The organism is Stutzerimonas stutzeri, from assembly GCF_024448895.1.
GTDB classification, from domain to species: Bacteria; Pseudomonadota; Gammaproteobacteria; order Pseudomonadales; family Pseudomonadaceae; genus Stutzerimonas; species Stutzerimonas stutzeri_Q.
Window position 1 is genome coordinate 116,734 of the sequence record NZ_JAMOIC010000005.1, and the last position, 15,468, is coordinate 132,201.

At 61.1% G+C, this 15,468-nt stretch carries 15 protein-coding genes; 3 read left to right on the plus strand and 12 right to left on the minus strand.

Going from position 1 to position 15,468, the window contains the following annotated elements; all coding sequences use genetic code 11:
* Window positions 1-4 precede the first annotated feature (4 nt).
* Genes NA619_RS07935 through NA619_RS07950 form a run of 4 tightly spaced genes read right to left on the minus strand, consistent with a single transcriptional unit; the run spans window position 5 to window position 3,430 of the window.
* Complete coding sequence (locus tag NA619_RS07935; RefSeq protein WP_423836815.1) at window positions 5-622, minus strand: ABC-type transport auxiliary lipoprotein family protein; 618 nt, start codon at window positions 620-622, stop codon at window positions 5-7.
* Window positions 622-1,560, minus strand: coding sequence for an MlaD family protein (locus NA619_RS07940; RefSeq protein ID WP_255961241.1), 939 nt, complete (start codon window positions 1,558-1,560; stop codon window positions 622-624). The genes NA619_RS07935 and NA619_RS07940 overlap by 1 nt, the downstream gene beginning before the upstream one ends.
* Window positions 1,561-1,562: 2 nt before the next feature.
* Window positions 1,563-2,351: an ABC transporter ATP-binding protein gene (locus NA619_RS07945; protein WP_255961242.1), complete on the minus strand. Its 789-nt coding sequence runs from the start codon at window positions 2,349-2,351 to the stop codon at window positions 1,563-1,565.
* A complete protein-coding gene (locus tag NA619_RS07950; RefSeq protein ID WP_255961484.1) occupies window positions 2,348-3,430 on the minus strand; it encodes an MlaE family ABC transporter permease in 1,083 nt (360 codons plus the stop codon). The genes NA619_RS07945 and NA619_RS07950 overlap by 4 nt, the downstream gene beginning before the upstream one ends.
* A gap of 413 nt (window positions 3,431-3,843) precedes the next feature.
* On the opposite strand from NA619_RS07950, the gene NA619_RS07955 reads away from it, so the two are divergent.
* From NA619_RS07955 to NA619_RS07965, 3 genes are all read left to right on the plus strand, one after another.
* Entirely contained in the window at window positions 3,844-4,251 is a 408-nt protein-coding gene (locus NA619_RS07955) for a VanZ family protein (RefSeq protein WP_255961485.1), read from the plus strand.
* A gap of 158 nt (window positions 4,252-4,409) precedes the next feature.
* Window positions 4,410-5,039, plus strand: coding sequence for a cytochrome c oxidase assembly protein (locus NA619_RS07960; protein ID WP_255961243.1), 630 nt, complete (start codon window positions 4,410-4,412; stop codon window positions 5,037-5,039).
* Between the two features lie 77 nt (window positions 5,040-5,116).
* Window positions 5,117-5,755, plus strand: a complete 639-nt coding sequence (locus NA619_RS07965) for a DedA family protein (RefSeq protein ID WP_255961244.1) — start codon at window positions 5,117-5,119, stop codon at window positions 5,753-5,755.
* An 11-nt stretch (window positions 5,756-5,766) separates the two neighbouring features.
* Here NA619_RS07965 and NA619_RS07970 read toward each other — a convergent pair whose 3' ends face one another.
* From NA619_RS07970 to NA619_RS08005, 8 genes are all read right to left on the minus strand, one after another.
* On the minus strand, window positions 5,767-6,939 hold the full coding sequence (locus NA619_RS07970; protein WP_255961245.1) for a polysaccharide pyruvyl transferase family protein: 1,173 nt from the start codon (window positions 6,937-6,939) through the stop codon (window positions 5,767-5,769).
* 8 nt (window positions 6,940-6,947) lie between these two features.
* Window positions 6,948-8,006, minus strand: coding sequence for a nitroreductase family protein (locus NA619_RS07975; RefSeq protein ID WP_255961246.1), 1,059 nt, complete (start codon window positions 8,004-8,006; stop codon window positions 6,948-6,950).
* The gene (locus NA619_RS07980) at window positions 8,003-9,331 is read right to left on the minus strand and encodes a flippase (protein ID WP_255961247.1); all 1,329 of its coding nucleotides are present in this window, start codon (window positions 9,329-9,331) and stop codon (window positions 8,003-8,005) included. The genes NA619_RS07975 and NA619_RS07980 overlap by 4 nt, the downstream gene beginning before the upstream one ends.
* Window positions 9,332-10,037: 706 nt before the next feature.
* Complete coding sequence (locus NA619_RS07985; RefSeq protein ID WP_255961248.1) at window positions 10,038-10,439, minus strand: hypothetical protein; 402 nt, start codon at window positions 10,437-10,439, stop codon at window positions 10,038-10,040.
* Between the two features lie 168 nt (window positions 10,440-10,607).
* Window positions 10,608-11,489 carry a hypothetical protein gene (locus NA619_RS07990; RefSeq protein WP_255961249.1) on the minus strand — a complete coding sequence of 294 codons (882 nt, stop codon included), beginning with the start codon at window positions 11,487-11,489 and terminating at the stop codon, window positions 10,608-10,610.
* Between the two features lie 80 nt (window positions 11,490-11,569).
* Window positions 11,570-12,505 carry a restriction endonuclease gene (locus NA619_RS07995; protein ID WP_255961250.1) on the minus strand — a complete coding sequence of 312 codons (936 nt, stop codon included), beginning with the start codon at window positions 12,503-12,505 and terminating at the stop codon, window positions 11,570-11,572.
* Between the two features lie 28 nt (window positions 12,506-12,533).
* Window positions 12,534-13,907, minus strand: a complete 1,374-nt coding sequence (locus tag NA619_RS08000) for a restriction endonuclease subunit S (RefSeq protein ID WP_255961251.1) — start codon at window positions 13,905-13,907, stop codon at window positions 12,534-12,536.
* Complete coding sequence (locus tag NA619_RS08005) at window positions 13,900-15,441, minus strand: HsdM family class I SAM-dependent methyltransferase (protein WP_255961252.1); 1,542 nt, start codon at window positions 15,439-15,441, stop codon at window positions 13,900-13,902. The genes NA619_RS08000 and NA619_RS08005 overlap by 8 nt, the downstream gene beginning before the upstream one ends.
* Window positions 15,442-15,468: the final 27 nt, after the last annotated feature.

Genomic DNA, 15,468 nt, shown 5'->3' on the forward strand with positions numbered 1-15,468 from the left:
TGGGTTACGGCAATTTACGTGCGTGGCCGAGCGTCCACTCAAGAACCTCAGCGCTGAGGCGGTCGCTGGCCTGGCCAAAAGCCTCCACTACCTGCTCGACGCCAGTGCCGGTGCTGGGTTGCCGCACCTCGAAACGGCGATTGGCCAGGGTGTGCTGGTTGTTGCGGTTGACCAGGCGGGTGTCCAGGGTGATCAGCACCACCGGCTTGCCGTCGATATACGTGCTCTGGAAGGCGCGCAGATCGCTGTGCAGGCTGAGGTCGGCGTACAGGTTGACGTCTTCGTTGCTGACCGACGGCATGCGGCCGTCGCGCTGGAAGGCTTCGATCAGGCGATCACGCAACAGGGCTGGCGCCGCGTCGCTCCAGCGCGCGCCACCATAGGCGCTGATCTCGTTGCCCTGTGGCACCACGGCGATCCGCTGGCTGGAGAGGATGCGGCTGGCTTGCGGCGTATTGATGCGCAGCGCGTGCTGCAAGGTCGGTTCGCTGCTCTGCTGCGGCGTCGGAGTGATGGGCAGGAGGAAGATTCGCAAGGTCTCCGATTCCGGCAGAACCGAACACGCGGCAAGTGCCGAAAACAGCCCGAGCAGCACAAAGCGGGAGAGGGATTGGCGAAGGATCATGGGTTGAACTCCTGCAGTTTGTCGCGGCCGAGCAGGAAGCCGCTGGGGTTGTCTTCCAGGCGCTGAGTGACTCGGCGCAGCGCCCCGAGTGTGGTGCGCAATTCGTTGATGGCAGGGCCCAGTTCGTTGAAGCCTTGCATGCCGTTGTTAAGCGCGCCCTGGTTCTCCTCGAGTAGCGTGTCCAGCCGAGCGGTGGTCTGGTCCAGCGTGCCCATAGACTGCGCCGCGCTGGTCAGCACGCTGCGGCCCTGGTCATCGAGCAGACCATTGGCGTTGCGGGCCAGGCTCGACAGTTCACCCATCACGGTATTGGCCTGCTCACTCAGCTGATTGAACTGCCGAAGCGTCTGCGCCAGATCGCCTCGCTGTTCGGAGAGCACGCTGGTGGCCGACTCCAGGTGCTCCAGGGTGCGGCTCAGGCGACTGGTGTTCTCCTCGGAGAAGATCTGATTGGCGCTGAGCAGCAGATTGTTGATGTTGCTCATCAGGTCTTCGCCGTTTTCCAGCAGGGCAGTGAGCGAGGAGGGGTCGGCAACGATCAGTGGTGGTTCTTCCTGATCGCCTTCGAGCCGAGGAGCCTCGGGTGTACCGCCGTGCAGCTGGATGACCATGCTGCCGGTGATGTTGGCCAGCGCCAGACGTGCCTGGGTGTCGGTCTTGATCGGCGTACCGCCGTAGACACGGACGCGCGCACGGACCTTGCGGGGGTCGTCCGGCTCCAGCCACAACTCGGTCACATCGCCGACCTTTATGCCGCTGTACTCCACCGAGCTGCCGCTGGACAGGCCGCTTACGGCCTGGCTGAAGCCGATGTCGTAATAACTGTATTCACGGTCCATGCTGGATTTACCCAGCCACAGGGCGAAGAGCAGGGCGCAGCCGACGGCGGCGACGGTGAACAGTCCGATCAGTACATGATGGGCGCGGGTTTCCATTTTCAGGGTGTCTCCAACATAAGCGCAGCTTCATGCGCAGCGCGGCCACGCGGGCCGTGAAAATATTCGCGGATCCACTCGTCGTCGGTTGCGGCGACTTTTTCCAGCGTATCGACCACCAGTACGCGCTTCTGCGCCAGGACGGCAACGCGATCACAGATGGTGTAGAGCGTGTCGAGGTCGTGGGTCACGAGAAACACGCTGAAGCCCAGCGCATCACGGAGGGTCAGGATCAGCTGATCGAAGGCCGCGGCGCCGATGGGGTCGAGGCCGGCGGTGGGTTCGTCGAGAAAGAGCACTTCAGGGTCCAGGGCCAGCGCGCGGGCCAAAGCGGCGCGCTTGACCATGCCGCCGGACAGCTCGTCAGGGTACTTGCAGGCGGCCTCGGGTGGCAGGCCGGCCAGCGCCAGTTTCTGCCGCGCCAGGTGTTCGGCGTCGGCGCGCTTGAGGCCGGCGTGTTCGATCAGAGGCAGGGCTACGTTTTCCTGCAGGTTGAGCGAGGTGAACAGCGCGCCTCGCTGGAACAGCACGCCGAAGCGGCGCTCGACTTCGGAGCGGCGCTGGGTCGAGAGCTTCAGCAGGTTCTCGCCGAAAACCTTGACGCTGCCAGCGTTCGGCCGGCGCAGGCCGACGATGCTGCGCAGCAGGACCGACTTGCCAGTGCCAGAGCCGCCGACCACGCCGAGGATTTCGCCGCGCTGAATATCGAGATCCAGGTTGACGTGCACCGCCTGTTTGCCGAAGCGGTTGACCAGGCCGCTGACCTGAATAACGGGTTCGTCAGTCCTCACCAGCCCATCTCCATGAAGAACAAGGCAGCGATGGCATCGAGCAGAATCACCATGAAGATCGACTGCACCACGCTGGAGGTCGTGTGCTCGCCCACCGATTGCGCACTGCCGCTGGCTTTGAAGCCCTCCAGACAGCCGATGACCGCAATGAGGAAGGCGAAAATCGGCGCCTTGCCGATGCCGACCAGAAAATTATTGAGCGGAATGTCGCGCTGCAGGATGGTGAAGAACATCGCTGGTGAGATATCCAGCGCCAGCGAGCACACCACCAGCCCGCCGAGGATCCCGCTGAGGATGCCGATGAACGTCAGGATCGGCAGCGTGATCAGCATCGCCAGCACGCGGGGCAGCACCAGCAGTTCGATCGGGCTGAGGCCCAGGGTGCGGATGGCGTCGATTTCTTCGTTGGATTTCATCGCGCCGATCTGTGCGGCAAAGGCGCTGGCGGTGCGCCCGGCCAGCAGAATTGCCGCCAGCAGCACGCCAAACTCGCGCATGAAGGAAAAGGCCACCAGATTGACCGTGTAGATGGTTGCGCCAAAGTCGGCCAGCACCGTAGCGCCGAGAAAGGCCACGACTGCGCCCACCAGAAAGGTCAGCAGGGCGACGATGGGAATCGCATCAAGACCTGTCGCTTCGATATGCGAAACCAGCGAGGTCACCCGCCAGCGCCGCGGGTTGAGCATGACCGTAAACATCGTTTGCAAGGTCAGCCCGATAAAGCCGAGCAGGGTGCGCTGCTGGTTCCAGACGCCGGAAACCGTGCGGCCGACATGCGCGAGCACATCGGCCAGTCCGTTGGTCGCAGGCGCCTGGGCGGCTTCGGGCTTGTCCAGCGCGGCGGCAACCGTTTTCAGCAGCGCCTGGCGCTCCGCTGGCAACTGCGGCGCCCATTCATTCAGCTGCGCCAGTCGTGCAGGGCCTAACAGTTCGACCAGGAGGCCGGCCCCGGCGGTGTCCAGTTCACCAATGGCGTCGAGTTCGACCTGATCGGTTTCGGTAACCTGGCGCCGGGTACGCTCGACTTCTCGGCGAAGCGTTGCGTAGTGTGCAAGCGTCCAGTCGCCCCCGACCGTCAGGGTGGCGGCCTGTGAATCGCTGTTCGGTTGCCGCTGTAAACTGCCGGGCGGCGAATTGGGGTGCGTCAAGGTTGGTTCCCATGTTGCAGGCGGCGCGGATGGCGAATGGCCTGTCGTAGCAACTTCTGACAGATCCTATCAGGTCGGACCCTTTGATCGCGGTTCGGTTTACCAGGCTGTCGTGTCGGGCGAGGTGTGCGGCGCGACCCACTCCAAGCAATTTGTTACATGCGGCGGCGAACTATCGGTGCCTGAGGCCCTCCATAGGCGTGCGAGCCGGCCAAACGATCTCGGTACGCATGCGTCAGGCGGTCGCTATCTTACGCCACAGGCGACCGACGCTCTCTTGATATTCAGCCCGTTCGGGCCCTGCCATCCCCTTCTTCGATTGCAATGAGACTTTTCGTTTGCCTATCAATTACTTGCGTGTATTGCCATTCCTTGTCGTGCTGGCGGTGATTCTGTTCAGCGGCTTGCGGCCCGAACCGGTCCCGCAGGTCTTCGACCAACAGGACAAGTTGCATCACATGCTCGGCTTTGCTGCGCTGATCTTCACCCTGCGCCTGGCTTTCCCACAGTGGCGCGTGTTCTGGTGCATTGCGCTGAGCCTTGGTGCTGCGACGCTGATCGAGCTTGGCCAGAGCCTGCTTCCCAATCGTCAGGCATCCTTGGGTGACATGCTCGCCAACACCCTCGGCGTGTTCCTTGGCTGGGGCTGCTCGCATCTGGCGTACCTCTGGTATCTGCGCCGCATCGGTGTCACCACTGACCCGGAAGCAGGGGAGTCCGCCGAGCGAATCGAGAGTTCCGCGCGGCCATGAAGCACTGCCAGGCGCAGACCCTGGCGCGTTGATCCCGAAAGCGCCTTTGCGAGGGAACAACGGGTCGCCGTGGCTTGTTATTGGCGACGACAAAAATCCTCGTCAACTTTTCGGTTTGGTTGCGGGTCACACGGTCTGGACCCTCCGCGGAGCTGTGAATGATCTGGCGCCCACTGTCATTGATGTTGGGCCTGGCCACGCTGGCGGCAGTATGGCTTGGCCCGCTGCCCGCTATGGCAGATCAGCTGTTCGTTGGCCACATGGTGATGCATGTCATGGTCGTCGCGGTCGCGGCGCCGTTGCTGGCCATCGGCATGGCGGGCGGTCGAATGGACGTATCCAGCCGCATCCCGGCTCTTTTCTCGCCGATCCTGGCTTCAGTGGTCGAACTCTTCGTCGTGTGGGCGTGGCACGTGCCGGCGCTGCACCATACGGCACGTACTTCCATGGCTGCACAGCTTCTCGAGCAGGCCAGCTATCTGGCCGTCGGGCTGTTGGTCTGGCTTGCTGCATTCGGAAGCGTGCGGTATCGGCGCCCGCTTGCCGGGATCGCCGGACTGCTCCTGACGTCCATGCACATGACACTGCTCGGTGTGTTGCTCGCCATGTCGGGCAAGGTGCTGTTTGAACATACCGGCTCGGCCCTGGCCGGGTTGAGCCCGCTCGAGGACCAGCAGCTGGGCGGCGTGATCATGCTGATATTCGGCGGGACGGCCTATCTCATCGGCGGCTTGTGCCTGCTTGCCGGCCTGCTGCGGGACAAGAGCGAAGCGGTCATTACAGGCTAGCGTCCGTAGGCAAGCGCGACGCCGAATCGTCACCACGGCTGTCGAACAGCTACGAAGAGCAGGCAGTAGGGGTGGAGATGTTCGACAAGATCGTGGAAATCGTCTCGGCGCTCGGCTACTTCGGCGTGTTCCTGCTGATGTTGCTGGAAAACATCTTCCCGCCCATCCCGTCGGAACTGATCATGCCGCTGGCGGGCTTTGTCGCGGCGCGAGGCGATTTGAATGTCATCGGAGTGATTCTGGTCGGTACGGCAGGCTCGGTGGTCGGTGCACTGCCCTGGTACTACGCGGGCGCCAGGCTCGGCCAAGAGCGCATGAAACGGCTGGCCAAACGTTGGGGACACTGGCTGACGCTCTCGCCCGAGGATGTCGACAAGGCCAGCGCATGGTTCGACCGGCACGGCAAAGGCGCGGTGTTCTTTGGTCGGCTGATCCCGGCGGTGCGAACGCTGATATCGGTGCCGGCGGGTATCGCTGGCATGCCGATGACCCTATTCCTTATCTATTCGACGCTGGGCTCGCTGATCTGGACGGCACTGCTTGCCTTGGCCGGGTATCTGCTGGAGTCGCAGTACGAGAAGGTCTCGCAATACATGGACCCGATCTCGACCGGCGTCGTGGTGTTGATGGTGCTGTACTACCTGTACCGGCTGGTGCGGCAGCGCTTAGGTAAGGGGCATCAGGAAGATAAAGCGAGGCGCCACCGGATTCGGTGACGCCTCACTGATCAAGCTGCGCCGGCCGAAGGGCGGCTGCGCTGGCACTGATCGATCACGTCGAAGACCTGCTGCCACATCTGCTCAGACTGCTGCTTGAGCTCGGCGGTACGGGTCTGGATGAGTGCCGCGATGCGCGCGCTCTCGTCCGTCACCAGATCCAGCTTGCGCTTGATCTCGGCCTCATCACTGGTGACCTGCACCAGCCCTTCAGGGAAGCCGTAGTCCTCGAACAGCATCTGATATTTGTGGCTCCATCCGGTGGCCAGCGCCGGCACACCTTGAGAGAGCGCGCTGACCAAACCGTGGAAGCGGCTACCCAGCGTTCCACTGCAGGCGCCGAGGATGCCCTTGATTTCCAGCGGGCCGCTTTCTCGGACGATCGGGATGCCGCCAACTGCAGACGACAGCTTCTCGGCGAGCGCCAGATCACCCTTGCCCTCATGCACGAGCACGAAGGGCTTGGCGCCTTTTTCCAGCAGGTAGCGCGTACAGGTGATCAGGAAAGGCAGGTAGGCATCGCGTGTCTGCTGGTCAGTCTTGTCCAGCATCCGGCAGTTCGGAACGATGCAGAAGCGGTTCTGTTCGGCATCGAAATCGGCCGGGATCACGCCGCTGATCAAGTTGGTGAAGTCTGGCGCCTGCCTGATGTTGGCCCGCTCGCCGGTCAGGTCTGTCAGCAGTTCATAGGACACACGTTCACGGGGAAAGATCAGGTCGACGTTTTCGGCCACGGTCTTCATCGCGGCCTGGATCTTCTCGGTGGTGAACGGGCCAAGGGCCTGCGGCAAGAGGATCACCCGGGTGCCATTCTTCTTCCAGGTTTTGACTGATTGCGCAAGTTCGATGCTCGGGTCGTCGCCCCACTGATCGCTGTAGGCGAAGCCAGCCGCGTCGATTACCACGTCGACTTCCTTATCCAATACCACGCCGTACATCTCACGCAGTGGCCGTGGCGCGAAGTTGGCTAAGTTGCCCCACTGAATGCCGTAGCGCCACAGGGATGCCTTTGGGTAGAAGCCCAGCTGCACCAGCTTGCGGAACGGGTGATCCGATTTCTCGGTGGTTGGGGCCATGACGAAGGTAGCGTCTGGATACCGGGTTTTCAGCTTCTGCAGTGCTGCATGCAACATCAGCTCGGCGCCTTTATTGACGAATCCTGCCTTTCTGATCTCGATAATCATCGCTTGCCTCATTTAAAAACAATCAAGTCTTGCTCGGTTTTCTTGTCCGAAAACGGGATGCCTCCCGTTGGATCGGCATAGCCCACCGCCAGCAGCATCACCGTGCGCTCGTGATAGGCCAGGCCCAATTTATTTGCCAGCTGGCGTTCGGCTTCTTCAATGTCCGGCCAATTGATCGGGCAAGTGGACAGCCCGAGGCTTTCGAAGGCCAGCATCAGCTGCATGGCCGCCAGCGAGCCGTCGATATAGATGACATGGCGGTCGCGCGCTTCGGGGTACGAGCCGAGGTCACCGACCACTGCGATCACGCAGGGCAGGTTGTCATGGAAACCACCGGTACCGCCGGCGCACTGGGCGATGTCGGCTGCCTTGGCCGCGTCGTTGCTGACATAGAAGCGGAAGGGCTGGCGATTACAGGCCGACGGCGCTAGCGTCGCGGCGCGCACGGCTTGCTCGATCAGCTCATTGCTGACGGGCTTGTCCTGATACCAGCGCACCGAGCGGCGGCGACGGAAAAGCACCATGAGTTCGTCGTAGCTGACTGGGCATTCCGGCAGATCGCTGTGCGGGTAAGGCACGCAGCGGCTGGGGTCATCGTCGCGCTGGGTGCTGGAAAACTCGCGTCGTGCCGAGTCGATCCGCGGCGTGCTCTGCACCGCTCCGAAATAGTCGGTGAGCACATCATTGGCCCAACGTTGCTGACCGGTCATGACGCCGCCCTTGGTGGCATCGGCAAAGCAGCGTACGGTCGGGCCGATGTAATCTTCGGCAAAGGTGCTGCGCCGGGGGCGCATGATCAGGCCTTTCTCCAGCCGGTGAACATTGCGGCGCAGGAACGCATTGTTTTCGCCCTTGCCCTGCATCAGCCGGGCGAACTGCAGGCGCCCCAGTAGCACCGCACGGTGCTCGCGGTCGAACTCGCGGCTGATCAGGCAGTAGTAGACCGAGGACAGAAATCCGTTGCTGGAGAACAACCGGACCATTCCCAGGCGAGTGTTGTCCCGGGCGGCCTTGAGCAGGTCTTTGACCGGCTCCGGCAAGATTCGAACAAGGGACTTTAAGCTCATCGGGTAACTCCTACGGCACTGAATGCATAACGGACTGGACTGAACATCGACTTGGTCATCATGAAGAACACGGGCCGGGTCTTCTTGTGCACCAGCAGCGCGGCATACGAGGCGATCGCATAGGAAATCAGCGTTGCCATGGCCGCGCCCTCGCCGCCATAACGGGGGATCAGCAGCATGTTCAGACCTATGTTCGCCAGTGCGCCGAGCCCTTGGGTGATCAGAGAGAACATCAGTGCACCCTCGATCAGAATCCAGCGACTGAACGCCGCGCGCATGAAGATGAACACGCCCGCCCAGATATGGATGGTGAGAATGGATGCGGAGTTCTGGTATTCGGCACCGAATAACAACGCGATCAGGGGGCCGGCGACGAGTGACACCAGTATCGCTACCACGATTGCGAGAATGAAAAGGACATCGAACAGCTGCTGGAAGCGATGGTTGAAGCGAGCCGGGTCGGCTTCATGCAGCTTGATCAGCTTGGGGAAGAACGACGCAACGATGGCCGTAGGCAGGAAGTACCAGGCTTCGGACAGCTGCGCGGCGACGGCGTAAACGCCCACTTCCTCGGCGCCCACCATCCACTTGAGCATGACCTGATCGATCTTCATGTAGACGACCGCGAAGATCGAGCCCAGGTAGATGATCCAGCCTTGGCTCAGCAGCTCCTTGGCCTTGGCGAAACTGGCCTTCCAGGTCGTCAGCGAGACTGCCGTCGTGCCCTTGTAGAGCATCGCCAGGATCAGCGCGGCAAGCATGAACTGCGCGGTGTGGGCAAAGGCGAAGGCCACCACCCCTGCACCGCTGAGGACCAGCGCGACCTTGATCCCGGCGGCTATGACCAATGAAGTGGATTTGGCGATCGCCGGGTACTTCGCCTGGACCTGAGACTGGAACCAGTATTCCACCACGTCGAAGGTCTGAAAAAAGATGGCCGATGCCACGATCAGCAGCATCCAGAATTCCGTGCTGCCGATCTGCTCGAACGTCAGGGTATAGATGAGGATCAGGGCATAGCCAATCGCCATTCCGGCGAGTTTCAGCATGAAGGTGGTACCTAGGGTTTCCGGTACTTTGTCCGGCTTCTTAACCACTTCACGTACCACCAGGCCTGCCAGGCCCATATGACCGGCCGAAGCGAATATGGCAGTCATTGAAATGGCGTAAGCGAGAATGCCGAATTGCTCGGGGCCAAGGTAGCGCGCCAGCAGCACGGCCGTGACAAACCCCACACCGATGTTTAATAGCCGTTCGGCCATCATCCAGGAGGCGTTGAAGAGGTAGAGCTTGAGTTTGTCGAAGAGGGATTTGATCGCGGTCATCGAGTGGCCTGGCTCCTGAAGGCTGCTGGCTCCGTAATGGCAGTCAATTGCCTAATCTGTTGCGCTGGAGTGTGGCGACGCACAGCTGACCGCAAGAAGGGCCTCATGTTCCGGTTCATGCCCACCGGAAATGTATCGAGACGGTTACCAACGCGGCAGAAGCGAGGCGGCTATTTGCGTCTAGGTCGCGTATTTCGGGCTTCTTACCGCTAAGGCTTGTTCGTCGACGAAGGCGTCGCAGAGGGAGGTAAAGGATCACCAAGCCGACGTATGACGTCCAACACCGATGCTTGAGAATGATGGCCATACTTAATCCGTGGTGGCCTTTTCATTTCAAAAGTTGAACTTTTGCCATCATGGCAGTTCATACCCATGCTGCCGATGCTGGCCGCTCCCTGACCCGCCCCGCCGCGTCATGGATCGCCTAGCACGGCGCCCAGCCCTGGATGTTTGGGCTGCGGTATGGCTGCCGCGACGGATCTCGCAAGCGCCAGGACTGGCGTAAGGAATCGCTGCAAGGAGCGGCTAAAAGGACAGGACACAGCCCAAACAGAAAAGCCCCGCATCGTTTGATGCGGGGCTTTTTTGTTTTTAGGTGAATCAGACCAGACTGCTCTCTTTCAGAAGGGCAGAGTGGCATCGCTGGATGATGGCCCCAATAGCCTGAGTCCCATGGCGAAGGAGCGTTATTGGCGGATTGAGGGCGTCATACTGCTTCGTCACGCTTAAGCAGCGCGCGCTCAACCTCAGCCCAAGGAACATGTTTGCGAATAGCTGCTGCCCTTGTTGGCATCGGCATGTCGTTCGAGGACGCTGTCTTGGCCGCGTCGACCAGCCTTGTCGGGACCCGGGAAGCTTCTATCAGCCACAACAACATCTTCGGTTCGACGATTCGGTTGTACACGTTCCGTGCCCCGCGCGCGTCGGCGCTGGCGCGAGCGTAGCTGCCCGTACCCGCTGTAGGATTCAGCCACCCGAGCCAGTGAGCCTTCTGAGTGGTGTACTTGTTGTAGCCCGGTGTCCTGAGCGGAACAGGGTCATCGGAGGGTAATGCTTCGATTGCTTGGATCAGCCATTCGACGCTTGCTTGGTCAGACGTTTGGGTCATCAATATTCTCAACTTCTCAAATCTAACTTTTCATCATCGGTGACCTTGACGGGCACCAGTGACTCATGGATCTGCAAACTCACAGTGAGACCTACTGCGCTGGCCTGGATATTGGCTCGGGCGTCAGCAACGTCCGTCGTGCTCTGCCTGAATGAGCGGCTATAGCAGCTAATTGCCATCAAGTCTTTCTGTTGCGTTTAGATGAGGATGGGCGAAGCGTTGGCGGTCATGGTTGATGCTGGCCACTACATCATGCAGACCGGCCTGCAGCAGGCTGGCTTCGGTGTCCTCGCGCAGTTGCGCCAGCCATGGTGAGTCGCCTGAGAAATGGCCCCAGAACTCATGGTCTGCTTCAAGCGGGTGCGGCTTGGCTTTCCACATCAATTCAGGAATCAGCCCTTGGCAGAGAATTAGCCTGCGTAGGTTTGCTTTCGGCAAGATCGCGCGGCGCATGATGGCGCCATTCAAATGCGCTAGAGCCAGAATCTGCATCAAATGCAGCACGCTCGGGGTGTGGTTGAAGTGTGCACCCTCGGTCAGGTGGTAATAACGGCTTAGATAGGCGTCGCCGAGCTCGGAAAGCTCTTCAAGCACCACGGCGTAGTAGCCCGACGAGGCGGGCGTTATGGCCGAGGCGTCGTTGGTGAGTAGGTGGAGCTTGTAGATGGCTCCGTCATCAGGGCGTGGGGCATGATCACTAAACCACGCCTGCAGTTCGCCAGGGCTCTTGTAGCTGTCAATCTGCGTATGCGCCTGCTCAGATGCGCCATCCAACCAGTCTGGATTCAGGGCGAGGAAATCCGCCACCCAGTCAACATGGGACTGTTTGATAACTTTCTTAAGTTCGTCGGCAGTCGACAGCTCGAACTGTGTCAACTGCAGATCGGCGGGCAAGAGCCGGTTGATTTGCGTCCGCTCGAATCCGTGGGCCTCGAATGCTTCCAGGATGCGTGCGGCTTGGCGGCGAGCCGGGTTGGCGCGGTTTTGTAGCCAGCTGACTAGTCGGCCAAAAGGACCCAACAGGGAGTTGGCGGTTTGCAGCAATTCCATAAGCGATCCTTGCGACTGAAAAGCTGGCGTTAGCGCCGTCTAGGCGAATGAGTGAACAGAGGGGGCGTGCCGGGGATTGCTCAGCCAAGTGATTCGTCGAAGTAATCGCTGTCGAGCCTTGGCACCTTGTAAAGCTGCGAGCTGACGCCGACCTCGTGATCGAGCATCAGGTTGACCAGGCGTTTGCCATCGACCAGCACCAGGCCTTCGACCGAGCGGGAGAAGTCGACGGCCTGGGCGGTGAAGCCGGAGGTTGTAATGAACACGCCGCGTCTGGCTTTCTGCCCGGCCAGTGCGCCGTAGAAGGCCTGCAGTTCCGGACGGCCGACGGTGCTTTGCCAACGCTTGGCCTGCACGTAGACCTTCTCAAGCCCCAGCGCGTCCAGTGAGATCACCCCGTCGATGCCACCATCGCCGCTGCCGCCCACCTGCTGAAGGGCCTGGCGGTTCGCGCCGTAGCCCAGGCTGTGCAACACATCGAGCACGATATGTTCGAAGCGAGTCGGGCTGGCCTGCAGCAAGCTATCCAGCAGATCACCCGCAACGCTGGTGCGCAACTCGAGTAGGGCCTGGTCCAGCCGCTCCTGTGGGCTGCTGGTGGCGATTTCGGCCTGGGTGATCAGTGCCTGAGTGTCGCTGCTCCCATCCAGCGAGGCGGCGTCCGGCGCCGGCTTCAGCTTCACACTCATGAAGCTCATCGCCAGATGCTTGACCTGCTCAGAGCTCAGCGGAGCCGGGTTGGCCTGGGCGAAGGCGAGGCCGTCGTCGGACAGTTTCCAGTAGCCGTGCTTGGCACTGCTGGAATAGCCGGCGCGCTTGAGCCGATCGTGCGCCCAGCCTGCGCGATTCTTGTAGGTGGCCTGGCCGCTGGAGGTGGTCTCCTGTCGCTGCATTTCATTCAGGCCGAGCGCCTGAGCGGCCGCTTCGTGAGCCTCACCCGCCGTGGCACCTTCGGGGCGGGCGGCGAGAAAACGCAGGATGGGCTCGATGAACTGGTCGTAGGTCGGGACGGACATGGGCTCGGTATCTTCCTGAAGTGAGGGATCAGCTCAGCGTAGCCGCTCGGCGACCGCGCTTGGCCTTGGGCGCAGCGGCGCGTTGGGCTTTGATGCGTTCCAGCAGCACGCTGGCTGGCTCGTCGTTTGGGTCCTGCGGCACCAGTTCGCCGCGGAATGCCTTGGCGAGGATGCTTTGGGTCAGGCGGTCAATGTGTGCCTGGGCAGCTTTGAGGCGGGCTTCGAGTTGGTCGGCGAAGGCGAAGAGCTGTTCGACGCGGCGGACTATTTCGGTTTGTTCCTCTATTGCAGGATCCGGAAGCTCAATCTCTTTCAACACCGAAGCCTTGATGCCCTTAACTGTTGATCCAGTAGAGCGGCGAGTCAGTTCTTCTTGCAGGAGTGGTGACTGTAAGGCTATGGCGGCGAAGCCCGACGAGAAGCCTTCGTAAAATTGAAGGCAGATTGCCCGTTGCGCCAACGCGAACCTTTCCTCGATATCGATTGTGGCAACGTTCCCAAGCGGTGCCTCGGTTGTTATCACAACATCTCCAACCTGGGGGATCCCACGTGTCATCCAGCCCTCATACGCTTCGGGGCGAATAAACTCTTGAGGCTCTCTAGAGAGATACCCCTGTCTGATGTTCTTAGCGGTGATAAGCGGTATACCCGACTCAACTTTTTCCGGTGTCTTCCCGCGATAGTCGATGAAACGTGCAAGCACACCAAGCTTTCTACTCGGGTAAACGAAGGGCTGATCTTCAGGAATTTGACAGCTAGCGCGACGCCACTCTTCCGTCAACCGCCCGGAAACGGCGGCGGCGAGGACGGATTGGCGGAAGCGTTTGAGCAGCGCGGGTATGCCGTCGATGCGGGCTTTCAGAGTATCGACCTGGGCCAGCAGCTCGTCGAGCTTGGCGGCGATGCGGGTTTGTTCGGCCAGCGGCGGCAGAGGCATATGAATCTCTCTCAGTGCTTGCTGGGAGATATTGCGCATCGATAACTGATTGCCCGTTGCTAGGCTTTCGATTTGCTCACGGCCAGCCTGAGAGCGCAGACAGACTAGCAGCCACGGCTTGGCCTCGTCAGGGAGCACAAGGCGCAGCACCTTGTCGCTGAGGTAGAGGTTCTTTGAGATTCTCTTGACCATCACGCACGAGCCAACCAGCTCAAGCGTATTGGCTCGCGAAATCAGGAAATCGCCGAGCTGAATCTTTTCTTCAGGTTTGAGATGCGATGAGTCGAATAGTGTTTTGCTTTCCTGCTCATCGAACTCGCCCCAAGTAACTGCGCTGATCTTTACCAGCCCATCTTCCGTTCCTTGCGGAGGGCGCTCATTGCACCTGACGCTTTTGCCCGTCTCAATGCGTTCGACAATGTCGCCGAGCGTGCAAGCAGTCCAACCAGCAGGCAGATCACTCATCGTCGGCCCCCACTCCCAACCCCATCACCTCCGCCATCAACTGCTTCTGCGCCACCACTTCATCTCCAGCCCCCAACGCCTTCATCAGTTCCTCCAGCTCATGCAGCGCCTCGGTCAGTTCGGCCATGGCTTCGCCGGCCAGCACTTCCGGGGCGGGGAGGTCGGCGGCGTCAAGGCTGCTTTCATCCTTCAGCCAGCTGATATCCAGCGAGTCGCTGCGTTCGCGGATCTGCTCGCGGGTAAAGCAGCGGAAGCGGCTGGCTTCGCCGATGCCCTCGGCGTTCTCGGCGCGCGGGCTGCTGCCGTTCGGGTCTTCGCCATAGGCGTCTTCGAACGGCTTGAGGTGGGTGGGGCCGAAGGGGGTGCGCTTGCCGAAGCTGGGCATGTTGCTGCGCAGGTCATAGATCCACACGCGACTGGTGCAGTGCTCTTCCTGGCGCGGGTTGTCGGCCGTGCCCTTCTGGAAGAACAACACGTTGGTCTTCACGCCCTGGGCGTAGAAGATGCCGGTGGGCAGTCGGAGGATGGTGTGCAGGTTGCACTTGTCCATCAGGTCGCGGCGCACGTCGGTGCCGACGCCGGCCTCGAACAGCACGTTGTCCGGCAGCACCACGGCGGCGCGCCCGCCGGGCTTTAGGCCGCGGTAGATATGCTGGAGAAAGGCCAGCTGTTTGTTGCCGGTGCGGTAGGTGAGGTCGTCGCGGGTCGGCCCGCCGCCGCCCTTGGCGGTGCCGAATGGCGGGTTGGAAAGAATCACGTCGACCTTGGGCAGCCCTGCGCCGGTCTGACCGAGGGCGTTGCCCAGGTGCACAACGCCTTCTGCGTCGCCTTCCATGCCATGCAGCAGGCAGTTCATCAGCGCCAGCCGGCGGGTGCCGGACACCAGCTCGACGCCCACGTAGGCGTCGGTGCGCTGGAAGCGGCGGTCTTTTTCGTTCAGCTCGTAGAGGTCGTCGGTGTGCTGCTTGATGTAGGCGTCGGCGGCGATGAGAAAGCCCGCGGTGCCGGCGGCCGGGTCCTGGATGGTCTCGCCCGGCTGTGGCTTGACGCAGCGGATGATGCTGTCTATCAGCGGGCGTGGGGTGAAGTACTGGCCGGCACCGGACTTGGTCTCGCTGGCGTTCTTCTCCAGCAGGCCTTCGTAGAGATCACCGAGGCCATCCTCGCGGGCGCTGAACCAGTCGATGCCGTCGAGGCTTTTGATCAGTTGCTCGAGGTGGCGCGGCTCCTTGAGGCGGGTCTGGGCATCTGCATAGATAGCGGTGATCAGCGGGTCCGGGTTCTTGCCCAGGTCCAGAAGCATTTGCCGGTAATGGTCGAGCAGGTTGAGTCCGGACTCACCGGCGAGATCCGGCCAGCGCGCGCCTTCGGGCAGCTTGTGGCCAAAGCTGTCGTTGTTCTGTACCTGCTCGTATTCCATCTTGATGAACAACAGCAGCACCAGCTCGGTGACGTAATCGCTGTAGTTGATGCCGTCGTCGCGCAGGACGTCGCAGAGGTTCCAGAGCTTCTGGACGATGTCGGAGTTGGTCATGGGGTACTCGCTTCAAACAGTATTTAA